The organism is Streptococcus cristatus, from assembly GCF_001588905.1.
GTDB classification, from domain to species: Bacteria; Bacillota; Bacilli; order Lactobacillales; family Streptococcaceae; genus Streptococcus; species Streptococcus cristatus_N.
On sequence record NZ_LAWH01000036.1, the window covers coordinates 96873 to 109906 of the forward strand.

Consider the following 13034-nt stretch of genomic DNA (forward strand, 5'->3'; position numbering starts at 1 on the left):
CAAATGATTTTAATTACAGGCGCGAATGGACAGCTGGGTACAGAGCTTCGCTATCTTTTGGATGAGCGCAATGAGGAGTATGTGGCTGTTGATGTGGCTGAAATGGATATTACCAATGCCCAAATGGTGGACAAGGTCTTTGCGGAGGTCAAGCCAAGCTTGGTCTATCACTGCGCAGCCTATACGGCTGTTGATGCGGCTGAGGACGAAGGAAAAGAGCTGGACTATGCCATCAATGTGACCGGTACAGAAAATGTGGCAAAAGCTGCAGAAGCACACGGAGCAACCTTGGTCTACATCTCAACAGACTATGTCTTTGACGGTCAAAAGCCTGTCGGTGAGGAATGGGAAGTAGATGACAGGCCGGATCCGCAGACTGAGTATGGCCGTACCAAGCGCATGGGTGAGGAGCTGGTTGAGAAATATTCTAGCCGTTTCTACATTATCCGTACTGCCTGGGTCTTTGGGAACTACGGTAAAAACTTTGTCTTTACCATGCAAAATCTTGCTAAGACACATAAAACTCTGACCGTAGTTAATGACCAGCATGGCCGTCCGACTTGGACTCGTACGCTGGCTGAGTTTATGACTCATCTGGCTGAAAATCAAAAGGAATTTGGTTATTACCATCTGTCTAATGATGCTGCTGAGGACACGACGTGGTATGACTTTGCAGTGGAAATTCTCAAAGACACAGATGTGGAAGTTCAACCAGTTGATTCCAGCAAATTCCCAGCTAAGGCTAAGCGACCTTTCAACTCAACTATGAGTCTGGCCAAGGCCAAGGCTACAGGCTTTGTCATTCCAACTTGGCAGGATGCTTTGAAAGAGTTTTACAAGCAGGATAAAGAACACTGATATCTATCAAAAGGACCTTTGAGTCCTTTTTTGATGGCTATTTAACAGTGGCTTTTCACATTTCATGGAAAGTATAGTATAATAAGAACTAGAACATAATTGGAGAAGATAGAATGTCCCATAAATCAGAAATTTCACTACCGTCAGTTAAGAGCAATTATATATGGAATATGTTAGGGACTATTTCATCTTCATTTATCTCCTTTTTTCTACTACTACTAGCTTCAAGATTATTAAGCTCGCAAGATTCTGATATATTTAGTATCGCGTTTGCTTTAGGACAGCAGTTCTATGTTTTGGGATATTTTCAGATTAGAAATCTGCAGTCTACAGATGTAAAGGAAACGTATAGTTTCGCTTCATACCACAATACTAGGATTTTTACAGTCTTTTTGATGTTGCTTACTTCCCTCTTTTATGTATGCTGGCAAGACTATGACATCTACAAATCAGCTATTATTTTTCTGTTGGTTTTTTACCGAGCTATAGATGCTTATTCGGATGTCTTCCAAGGCTTTTTCCAGCAAAAGAACAGGTCAGATCTAGCTGGAAAAATTCAATTTCACAGAAGCTGGCTTTGTATGCTCGTTTTTGCAGTTGTTTTGCTACTCACAAAATCTTTACTTTTTGCTAGTTTGATTATTGGTTTAGTAAATCTCGTTTTAACTTCGCTCTTAGATATCACTTACTATAGACGTCATTTTCGGAATGAACGTCTTACTCCCTTGCTATTTAAGGATAAAAGCAATGTCTTCTCTATTTTAAAAAACAGTTTTCCTTTGTTTTTAAATGGATTTTTACTTGCTTATATCTATAATGAGCCTAAAATTGTCATTGACCGCTTGTTAACAAGCGGAGTTCTGGTGTCAGGTATGCAAAGGGATTTTAACATTTTATTTATGCCTGTCTTTGTCCTATCCCTTTTATTCTTCGTCCTGAGACCGTTGACTACACAGCTTTCAATTTATTGGAATGAGAAGAAGGAACTACTTTTTTTCAAACAAGTTCGTCTACTGTTTTTGGTTATGCTTGTTTTGGGTTTTATCATTGTTGGCTTAGGTTATTTGATTGGTACAGAAGTGTTAGGTGCTGTTTATGGTATTCAGTTACAAGAATATAAGGTGCCCTTTACAATATTGTTAGTAGGTGGTATTTTAAATGTTTTAGCCTTAGTAGTTGATATCATTATGACCATCTTTAGAAAACAGCATTATCTTATGATAGCCTATTTACTAACATTTGCTGTTTCAAAATTTATTACTTTGCCATTTATCCGCGACCAAAAATTGATGGGAGCTGCTAATTCCTTTTTTATTTCCATGTGTGTTTTTTGTGCAACAAGTCTGATTATTTATGGTATTGCTAAAAATCAGGAAAAAAGAAATAGGATTCTATGAATATCTTATTTACATTAAATGATGCGTTTGTAACGTAAGTTGCAACATGTACCTTATGTAAATCAATACATTGATAATTTTAAAATTAAAGAGTTGCTTTATCAGTATAAGTATTTGCTAAAGTATGCAAAGTATATAGAGAACCGCGTATTTGAATTAACAGGTCTATTAGCCAATTTATTGGGGATAAAATTTTTAATAAAGCTATTTCCTGTTTTATTGAAGTTTTATAAATAGAGTGGATTAGTTATGAAAGGAAAAATATGTCTAAACCAGCTATTTCAGTTATTATTCCAGTTTATAATGCACAAGACGGGATTAAACGCTGTTTAGATTCTCTTTTGAATCAATCATTTAAGAATTTTGAAATCATTCTTCTGAACGATGGTTCAAAAGATAATTCTTTAAATATTTTAAAAGAATATGAATTGAAATATAGTTTTGTAAGAGTAATTGACAAGCAAAATGAAGGAGTTGCAGTAACTAGAAATAAGGGGATTCTTCTAGCTGAGGGGGAATATATTATGTTCATGGATAATGATGATTTTGTTGATAGTGATTACATTGAAACTTTTTATCAGGCTATCCATGAGAAAAATCTAGACATGGTTATTGGTGGGTACAAACGTGTCAATCAGGATAACCAGATTATATTTAGTCAAGATATACAGCAGTCAGAGTGGTCCAAGTATATTATAATGGCTCCTTGGGCCAAAGTTTACCGAACGGAGTTCTTGAAAACGAACAATCTAGAATTTTTTGACTATGGTATAGGAGAAGATATCATTTTTAACCTAGCTGCCTATAAGGCAACAGACAAAATAGGTTTGTTAGATTATAAAGGATATAATTGGTATTACAATAGTCAGAGTATTTCTAACACTTCTCAGAGAGGTTTTTCTCCTAAAATTGATATTTTAGTTCTTTTTTCAAAAATATTAGAGCTGGGTAAGCCATCTGAGCTAGTAGTATACTACTTGAAAAGATATTATGTTTGGTATTTGCTTTTTTCTGGGAGATTCTCATCAGAACAGGAGTTTATTCATCAGTATATTAGGATTAAGGAATGGTTAAAAGAGAATGAACTCATCAGTACTATCTCTCCCTTGTCTAAGAAGGTTCAGGGCGAAAGGTTTCAGACTAAAATTTCACTTATTGTTTTTTTGAGTTTAGAAAAGTTAAGGTTAGTTCCATTATTTGCTAAAATTTATTGTAAAGGGAAGAAAGATAATTGAAAGTTTTAATGATAATTCCTGCTTATAATGAGGAAGAAAGTATTTTAAATACGGTTATGAGCATTGTAGAATATCGGAAGAAAGTTGATTTTGACTTAGACTATGTAGTTATCAATGATGGGTCCGTTGACAGAACTAAGGAGATTTTGGACAGCCATCATCTGAATGCTATTCATTTGGTTATGAATTTAGGGATTGGCGGAGCTGTTCAGACGGGCTATAAGTATGCTCTTGAGAAGAATTATGATGTGGCCGTACAGTTTGATGGAGACGGCCAGCATGATATCGAGTCGCTGGATGCTTTGCTGGAGCCTATTCGTCGTCAACAGGCTGATTTGGTTGTTGGTTCTCGTTTTATCGGTGACAAGTCTTCGGAATTTCAGACGACTTTTATGCGTCGTTTTGGCATTACTATTATCTCAGCCTTTATTAAATTAACAACTGGTAAAAGAATTCTAGATACCACATCAGGCTATCGTTTGGCCAATCGAGACATTATTCGACAATTCGCTGCGCGCTATCCTATCAAGTACCCTGAACCAGAATCAATCGTCCATATCTTGAAGCGGAAATATAAAGTGGTGGAAGCACCAGCCAATATGTTTGAACGTGTAGGAGGAGTCTCTTCGATTACTCCTATTAAGTCCATTCGCTATATGATTGAAGTTTGCTCTTCAATCTTGATTGCTGCTTTTATGAAAGAGAGTGAATAATGTCTATTTTGTCTATTGTCATGCTGGTGGCGTCAGTTTTATTCTTGTATTTTGTCTTTCGGAATATCAATCAAAACAATATTTTATTTGAGCAAGCCTTTATGTGGATTGTTATTGGCTTCGTGCTGATTATTATTTCTGTTTTTGATCGGATTCCAGTTTCTATTGCTAAATTGTTGGGTTTTGAGCTGACATCAAACTTTGTGATGTCTTTGGCTATCTTTTTCCTATTGATTATTGTTTTTTTGCATACTATTGCCATTTCAAAACAAAAGGAACAAATCAAGCAGCTGGTGCAAGAACTGTCCATTATGAAGCAAAAAATGTCTAAGTTAGAGAGTGAAAAAGATGAAAAATAACCATACTTGGGTGATTTGTGCCTATGGCGAAAGTGAATTCTTAGAAGAGTGTATCTTGTCTTTGCAAGCTCAAACCTTGTCATCAAAGATTATCTGTTATAGTTCAACACCGCTGGATTCAATCAAGCAGTTGTGCCAAAAGTACGGTATTCCTTTTTATACGAAAGAAGGCGGCGGTATCGGTAAGGACTGGAACAATGCCCTTTCTTTTGTTGAGACGGCTTATGCTACCATTGCCCACCAGGATGACTTTTATGACCCTGCTTATCTGGAGGCTGTGATGCAGAAAATAGAGCAGTCGAAGGATATTCTCATTGCCTATACAGACTATTTTGAAGAGAAAAATGGAGTCAAAATTCCGGCTAATACCAATCTGAAAATCAAGACTCTCATGCTTAAAACATTGAATCTGATGCCATCCAGTCGTTTTTGGAGAAATCGGGTGCTGGCTTTTGGTAATCCCATTTCCTGTCCAGCTGTGACTTATAACTTAGAGGTATTAAGAGATTTCAGATTTGATGAGGAAATGCGCGTGAGTCTGGATTGGTATGCTTGGTACAAGATTAGTGATTATAAGGGTCGTTTTGCTTATATTTCTGAGAAGCTTATGTGCCACCGGATTCATGGAGAGTCGGAAACAACCAAGACTATTTCAGATAATACGCGGACCAAAGAAGACTTGTTCATGTATCAGCTTTTCTGGCCAAGGTGGGTGGCTAATTTGATAAACAAAGCATATATGAAGAGTCAAGATGCCAACTCAAATTAATATAGTTATTTACAAGGAAAGTATATGAAAGATTTAATATCTGTTGTTGTAACATGCTACAACCATCAAGACTACATTGAACAGTGTTTGCGCAGTATTTTTGAGCAAACCTATCAAAATATTGAGTTGCTGGTATTGGATGATGGTTCCACTGACAAGTCCGCCCAGATTATTCAAGAAACTTTGGCAGATTCCCCTTTCCAGACGAGATTTGAGAGCCATGAAAATATGGGGGTCGTCAAGACAAGAAATAAGGCTTTGCAGCAAATTCAAGGAACTTATTTTATTTTTGTGGATAGTGATGATTTCCTAGATGTTGACTACATTGAGAGCTTCTATATAACCATGCTGCAAGAGGAAGCAGATATTGTCTATGGGGATCTATATGACCCTGATAAAAAAGAAATTTACCTTAAATCACGGCCCTATGACAAGGTAGCTTTCTTAACAGAAAATTTCATTTCCAACTGTTCCCTCATTCGTCGCTCGATTGCTGAGGGTGTTTATTATGATGAAGCACTGAATCGTGAAAAACTGGAAGACTATGATTTTCTTTTAAACTTAATTATCAATCAAGGCGCGAAACCAGTTTATGATGCAAAAACAAAGCTGAATTACCGAGTCTTTGATAAGGAATCAATCTCTAAACGAGATTCTACTCGTTACCATTACGAAATCTATCTGAAAATCCTGCGTAAGTATGTAAAACAGTTGCCTGATGAGATTTATCAAGCTTTGTCTGCAAATATCTACACTCTAGATGGCAGACTGGATGATTTGATTCAGCATATGAATCAGGTATCCGACTATGTCCAAGATTTGAGAGAGAATTGGGAGTACGATAGTAAACTGATTTATCAATATCAGGATGACATTGACGAATTACGTAACTCACTCTCATATCGTGTTGGGAATGCTATCGTCACTCCAATTAAGCAAGTGGGTCAGATTGTCAAAAATCCGCGGAATATCCGAACTGTCCTATCTCAAATGAAGCGTCAGTGCATTACCATAAAAAGAAATATCAAATCGCCAAAAACCTATTATTATCGAGTTTTACGGAATTCTCAGCGAAAGCAATTTCAACAAGTGACTGGCAAGAAGTGCCTAATCTACGTCATTTTTGAGGCAGAAGAGAATCTTCAGCGCTACAAGGTTCTATTTTTAGAGAAATTAGCAGCTTTGGTAGATGAAACGTTGATTGTGGTAAATGGAGGATTGAAGCAAGAGGATTTATCTGTCTTGGAACAATATGGGCAAGTTCTGGTAAGGGATAATAATGGTTACGATGCTGCAGCATTTAGGGAAGGTATTTTAACCATTGGTAAGGAAAAGCTGCAAACTTCTTCTCAACTCTTGCTAGTCAATGATACAAATATTGGTCCAATGCGAGATTTGAATGAGGTCTTCCAAACAATGGCGGAGAGAAACCTTGATTTCTGGGGAATTTCCTTTGGTGAAGTACAAGAAGATGCCACGAATTTCAATCAATACGGCTATATCCCAGAGCATTTACAATCTTATTTTCTTGTCATTGAGCCTTTATTGCTTCGGTCAGAGGAGTTTTTCGACTATTGGAATAACCTAACCGATACGGATTCGCGTGATAAGGCTATTGGAAAACACGAAACAACTTTTACTAAGTATTTTGCAGATTTGGGTTATCGATATGATGCTTTGGTGTCTGAAAACAAAGACAGTGCTATGTATATTCATCCTTTGAGAATGCTTAGGGCTGGTAGTCCTTTGGTTAAATACACCTCCTTACAAAATTATAATGCGCAACAATTCCGTTGGCAGGGACTGGAAAGACGAACAGAAATACCTGATTTGCTCAATTATGTACAAATGGAAACAGATTATCCAGTTGAAATATTGGAAAACATTGTACAAAAATTCAAATCAATATCCAGAGAACAATATATCTTGATTATAGATGGGGTTGAAAATATCATTCCGCAATGTACACGCTACCGAGTGCTGAACAAAGCAGAACAGTTGCGAAAAAACGGCTTCACGGTCAAAGTAGTAAATGTATCAGAATTTGAGATTTCTCAGGCTCGATATGCAAGTCATATTATCATCTATCGGGCTCCATGGTCTTATCAACTTCAATTCTTGTGTGATACAGCTAAAAGAGATAAAAAACCAGTTTATTTTGACATTGATGATTTGGTTTTTGATACAGTTTATACAGATCAGCTGAGCTATACTCAAGGCTTGTCAGAGAAGGACAAGGGCAACTATGATGCTGGTGTCAAAAATTATGGCAAGATGTTAGCTGCCTGTGATGGAGCGATTACTTCGACTTTCCAACTGAAGGAAGAGCTGCTCAAATATAAAGATAAGGTGTTGCTGAACAGAAACCGAGCTTCCAGTGACTTGATTGAAATCAGTTCTCACTTTATCAAAGATTATAGTCAGCAGGATTCAAAAGTCAAGATTGGCTATTTTTCAGGTTCAATCAGTCATAATGAAAATTTTGAATTGATAAAGCCAGCTATCCAGTCCTTGCTTGCAATCTACAAGAATATGGAGCTTCATATCGTCGGCCATTTAGATATTCCAGAGGATATGAAGCCTTACCAACAGCAGATTGTTGTACATGACTATGTTGACTGGAAGGATTTACCTCAGCTGATCAGTCAGGTGGATATCAATCTAGCACCGCTAGTTGACTCGGTCTTTAATCGGGCTAAGTCTGAAATCAAATGGATGGAGGCTGCCTTAGTAAAAGTTCCTACAGTTGCTAGTCATATTGGAGCCTTCTCTGATATGGTAAAAGATGGGGAGACTGGACTTTTAGCTAAAGACGGAGAGTGGAAAGAAAAATTAGAGAGTTTGATTCTTTCGTCTGACCTACGTCAGGAATTAGCAGAAAATGCCTATGATTTTGTTCTTGAAAACTGCAGTTTAGATAGTAAAGATGAAATGGTGAATGATTTTGAAAAGAAGTAAGACGATGAAAATAGAAAATATCTTTTTGGTCTTGGCGACGGTCTTTGTCATGACATTTATGGTAGTTCAACCGATCAACCGTGTTCCAGATGAAACGAATCACGCCCGCATGACTTGGGAGATTTTCCATAAGCCGACAGAGAAAACCTACAAGTGGATGGAAAATATCTCTTCGGAACCGAATGTTTCCCCAGCAGAGTATAAGAAGCTTTTTACGGAAAAATTGGATTTATCTCAGGAAGAGTCTACTTTGGGGATTAATCTCAAGACTCTTTCCTTTTTACCGCAGCTCATTGGCATGACCTTGGGATCGTTTATCTATCCATCAGTGGGAGTTATTATCATGATGGGGCGATTTTTTAACGGCCTAGCCTATATTTTAGGTGTTTACTTCCTGATTAAGTATTTTAAGTATGGCAAGAAAGCTCTCTTTTTCATTTCGCTTCTGCCAATTATGGTTCAGCAGGCAGCTTCTCTTTCCTATGATGTAATGAACTATTTGGAGATTATGCTGGTCATTGGTTTTTTCACTAATATTGCTTCCAGCAAGAAATTTAACAATAAGAATTTTATCCAGCTTTTGGTCATATCCGTCGGACTCTTTGCAACCAAACTGAACAATGTCTTATTGCTAGGCTTACTACCTTTCATTGATTTTGAAATTGAAGGATTCTTAGCTGTTTTGAACAAGCCTTTTCTTGCGACCAAGGCATTTATCGGTCGTCATCGCTATGTTTTTTACAGTTTGGCTTTTGTTGCTGTTTTCTTAGCCTTGCATTTGCTTTTTCGTCATCAAGGAGGGCTCTTCCACTACAGTAGGGTTCTGCTTAACACCTTGTTTAAACAGCGCATGAACGGTGACCTCAATACCATATTGACCATTGGTCTCTTTGGATTTTTGGGTATTTTCACCATTCAGTTGCCCCTGTGGCTAATATTTCTTGATGTATCGGTACTGACTATCATTTTTTTGCAGTCTAAGAAGGATTTTATGACGAAATCTTATGCAACTGTCTCCGCTTATCTTTTCCTTTTGCAGGTCATTGCCGTTGTCACTATCATGTATCTAGAGTGGACTCCAATTGTTTTAGGAAAAGGTGCTCAGATATCCGTTGGAACTCAGGGCCGCTATTTCACGCCTTTCCTAATTCTCTTCTTACCCGTACTTGCGAATATGGGCAAGCTGGAGATTCAGGAGCGGACAGTTAAAAACTTGCTCATAGGCACTTTGTCAGCTAACTTTTTAATTTCAATCTATTTAATGATTCCATTCTATTGGAATTGGTAAGGATAAGCTATGAAGAAAAACATTTTATTCATTTCGCCGACTGGAACCTTGGATAATGGGGCAGAGATTTCTATTTTCCATCTGATGAAGTATTTGGTTCAAGATGGCTACGACGTTATCAATGCGATACCAGATTATCATGTCCAAGTCCAGCAAGACTATATTTCTACTCTTGCAAAAGAAGGGGTTAGAACCATTGCTCTGCCATCGGTTAAATGGTGGTGGGAGGATGCACCAGGTGGTCTTCCTGGAACTCATGAAGAGAGGGTAAACTCTTACCAAGAAAATATTGCTGCGCTGAGAAAGTTAATGGTAGATAGCCATATTGACTTGGTCATTACAAATACAGTTAATATGTTTCAAGGAGCAGTAGCAGCAGCTTGTGAGGATATTCCGCATTTTTGGCTGATTCATGAATTTCCTGAGGGAGAATTTGGTTATTATAAAGAGAAAATTGGTGTTATAGACTCTTTAGCAGATGAGATATTCACTGTTACAGGAAACCTTCAAAAATCGCTATCTTTTCTCTTGCCTCAGCGTGAAATTAAATCGTTTATTTCGCATAATGAAGTCGTATCAATAAAACTAAAACAAGGAAGCAAGAAAAGATTTGTTTCTGTTGGTCGAGTAAATGATAATAAAAATCAGATTGAACTGATTCAAGCTTATCAAAATTTAGAAAATGCTTCGGATTATGAGCTTGTATTTATTGGTGGTTGGGATGAAACTTATAAAAAGAAATGTGATGATTATATCCAAGAGAACCGATTAACCAATATTTTCTTTTTGGGGCACAAAGATAATCCTTGGGAAGAGTTAACATCAGAAGATATCTGTGTTTTTACTTCCAAAATTGAAACTTTTGGTTTAGTATACATAGAGGCTATTTTAAATGGGATTCCAACGATTATATCAGATAATCAAGGATATATGACAGCCTACAATTTATTTGAAGTCGGTACTATTTACCAATTAGGAAATATTGAACAGTTAACGGGTATTTTGCAAGATTCTATAAGAAACTTCTCACAGCAAAAAGACTTTGTTGTAAAACAAAGAGAGAGGATTCAAAATGTTTATCGAATAGAAAACAACTATGCTGAGTTGCTAAGTGCAATAACAGAGGATAATGTGAGAAATAAGAAAATATTGTATTATTTTAATAGTCTATTTGAATTCAAAAAAGTATCTGAAAGAAAAATTACCCATCTATTTAAAAAAATTATAAGAAGAATTATAAAATAGTGAATATTATTAAGAAACAGTAAATGGTAAAAAGAAATAGCATTTACTGTTTCTTTCTTTGCAACACAAATCACCAAGAAAATGATATAATAGACTAGATTGTAAATCTTTGAATAGAGGAAAAGCATGAGACATGTCTTCATCATTGGGAGTCGCGGACTTCCTGCTAAATATGGCGGATTTGAAACTTTTGTTGAAAAATTAGTAGAAAATAAGGTTTCTTCCCAAATCCAGTATCATGTAGCTTGTTTGTCAGATGATGAAGCTTTTCATCATTTTGATTACAAGGGAGTGGATTGCTTCACCATTAAGGCTCCTAAGTTGGGGCCAGCTCGGGTGATTGCTTATGATATGATGGCCATCAATTATTCTTTAAAGCTAGTGCAAGAGCAGCAGATTGAGCGTCCAATTTTTTATATTTTAGGCAATACGATTGGAGCCTTTGTGGCACCTTTTGCACATAAAATTCATAAAGCAGGCGGAACTTTCTTTATCAATCCAGATGGTCTGGAATGGAAGCGGGCTAAGTGGCCTAAGCCGGTTCAAGCCTATCTTAAATATTCTGAGAAGGTTATGACCAAGCATGCTGATCTGGTCATTGCGGACAACCAAGGCATTGAAAGCTATATAAAACAGTCCTATCCTTGGTCTAAGACGGCTTTCATTGCTTATGGGACAGACCTCCAGCTATCTTCTCTTGACTCTCAGGATGCTCGAGTGCGTGATTTTTTTGAGAAATGGCAGAGCAGAGAAAAGGAATATTATTTGATTGTTGGACGTTTTGTACCAGAAAACAACTACGAGACCATCATTCGGGAATTTATGAAATCCAATACTCAACGTGACTTGCTGATTATCTGCAATCATGAGGGAAATCCTTATTATGAAGAGCTTAAGCAAAAAACGGGTTTTGATAAGGATTCTCGGATTAAGTTTGTCGGGACTGTTTATGATCAGGAACTGCTCAAATATATCCGCAATCAAGCCTTTGCCTATTTACATGGACACGAAGTCGGTGGAACTAATCCCGGGCTTCTGGAAGCTCTGGCTCAGACTGATGCTAATTTGGTTTTGGACGTGGACTTCAACCATCAAGTAGCCCAAGAAACAGCTTTGTATTGGCAAAAAGAAGAGGGGCAGTTGGCCCAGCTGATTGACCGAGTAGATGCTCAAACAGCCTTTTCTGAGCTAGGTCAGGCGGCCAAAGAAAATATGAAAGAAAACTACACATGGGAAAAAATTGTAGGTGAATACGAGGAGCTATTTTTATCATGAAAGTGACTATTCTGCTGTCTACCTATAATGGTGAGCAGTTTTTGGCAGAACAGATCGAAAGTATTCAAGCTCAAACTTATAGGGATTGGCAGCTCTTGATTCGAGATGACGGATCTAGCGATAGGACGCGAGCGATTATTGAGGATTTTTGTCGCCAAGATAGCCGGATCTCCTTTATCAATCCAGAACATCATGAAAATTTGGGTGTCATTAAGAGTTTTCATAGCTTGCTTAAATATCAGGATTCGGATTTTTACTTTTTTAGTGATCAGGATGATGTCTGGTTGCCAGATAAGTTGGCGATTCAGTTAGCAGCAGCAGAGAAATACGATGCTTCCTTACCTTTGTTGGTCTATACGGATCTAAAAGTGGTGGATCAGGAGCTAAATATTGTTCACGAAAGTATGATTCGGACGCAGTCTGACCATGCCAATACAAAATTAATTCAGGAACTGACGGAAAATACGGTGACAGGTGGCGTTTCGATGATCAACCGAGCTCTGGCTGATTTGTGGACAGGGCAGGAGGAGCATGAACTGCTTATGCACGATTGGTATCTGGGCTTATTGGCTTCGGCCTTTGGGAAACTTGTTTATCTGGATCAGCCAGGTGAACTCTACCGCCAGCATTCGAATAATGTGTTAGGAGCCCGGACTTTACGCAAGCGGATGAGGAACTGGATTCATCCTAGCCGTCTATTTGCTAAATATTGGAAATTAATAAAAGACAGTCAGACTCAGGCCCGCAACCTTCTCAGCCAGCCTCTGACAACTGAAAATAGAGAAATTATTGAAAATTTTGTGACAATCATGGAAGCTCCTTTTGCAGAGCGACTGCGACGGATTCGAAAGTATGGCTACAGAAAAAATCGTGCCTTTCATACTTTAGTTTTCACGACACTCATTCTCACAAAATTTGCTTATAAGGAGTAATATGC

The 13034-nt window shown here is 37.5% G+C and carries 11 protein-coding genes; all 11 read left to right on the plus strand.

Annotation, left to right across the window (positions count from 1 at the left end; all coding sequences use genetic code 11):
- The first annotated feature begins 3 nt into the window (after positions 1–3).
- Positions 4–858: a dTDP-4-dehydrorhamnose reductase gene (gene rfbD / locus A0765_RS07890; RefSeq protein WP_062005835.1), complete on the plus strand. Its 855-nt coding sequence runs from the start codon at positions 4–6 to the stop codon at positions 856–858.
- 113 nt (positions 859–971) lie between these two features.
- Positions 972–2255, plus strand: coding sequence for a lipopolysaccharide biosynthesis protein (locus A0765_RS07895; protein WP_062005837.1), 1284 nt, complete (start codon positions 972–974; stop codon positions 2253–2255).
- A 263-nt stretch (positions 2256–2518) separates the two neighbouring features.
- On the plus strand, positions 2519–3490 hold the full coding sequence (locus tag A0765_RS07900; protein WP_062005839.1) for a glycosyltransferase family 2 protein: 972 nt from the start codon (positions 2519–2521) through the stop codon (positions 3488–3490).
- Positions 3487–4203 (plus strand): glycosyltransferase family 2 protein, encoded by a 717-nt coding sequence (locus A0765_RS07905; RefSeq protein WP_062005842.1) that lies wholly within the window; start codon positions 3487–3489, stop codon positions 4201–4203. Before A0765_RS07900 ends, A0765_RS07905 begins: the two co-directional genes overlap by 4 nt.
- A complete protein-coding gene (locus A0765_RS07910; protein ID WP_062005844.1) occupies positions 4203–4562 on the plus strand; it encodes a DUF2304 domain-containing protein in 360 nt (119 codons plus the stop codon). The genes A0765_RS07905 and A0765_RS07910 overlap by 1 nt, the downstream gene beginning before the upstream one ends.
- Positions 4552–5331 (plus strand): glycosyltransferase family 2 protein, encoded by a 780-nt coding sequence (locus A0765_RS07915; RefSeq protein ID WP_062005846.1) that lies wholly within the window; start codon positions 4552–4554, stop codon positions 5329–5331. Before A0765_RS07910 ends, A0765_RS07915 begins: the two co-directional genes overlap by 11 nt.
- A gap of 24 nt (positions 5332–5355) precedes the next feature.
- The gene (locus A0765_RS07920) at positions 5356–8289 is read left to right on the plus strand and encodes a rhamnan synthesis F family protein (protein WP_062005848.1); all 2934 of its coding nucleotides are present in this window, start codon (positions 5356–5358) and stop codon (positions 8287–8289) included.
- On the plus strand, positions 8276–9577 hold the full coding sequence (locus A0765_RS07925; RefSeq protein ID WP_062005945.1) for a DUF2142 domain-containing protein: 1302 nt from the start codon (positions 8276–8278) through the stop codon (positions 9575–9577). Before A0765_RS07920 ends, A0765_RS07925 begins: the two co-directional genes overlap by 14 nt.
- Before the next feature lie 9 nt (positions 9578–9586).
- On the plus strand, positions 9587–10822 hold the full coding sequence (locus tag A0765_RS07930) for a glycosyltransferase family 4 protein (protein ID WP_062005850.1): 1236 nt from the start codon (positions 9587–9589) through the stop codon (positions 10820–10822).
- Between the two features lie 126 nt (positions 10823–10948).
- Positions 10949–12097 (plus strand): beta 1-4 rhamnosyltransferase Cps2T, encoded by a 1149-nt coding sequence (gene cps2T / locus A0765_RS07935; protein WP_062005852.1) that lies wholly within the window; start codon positions 10949–10951, stop codon positions 12095–12097.
- A complete protein-coding gene (locus A0765_RS07940; protein ID WP_062005854.1) occupies positions 12094–13029 on the plus strand; it encodes a glycosyltransferase family 2 protein in 936 nt (311 codons plus the stop codon). The genes cps2T and A0765_RS07940 overlap by 4 nt, the downstream gene beginning before the upstream one ends.
- Positions 13030–13034: the final 5 nt, after the last annotated feature.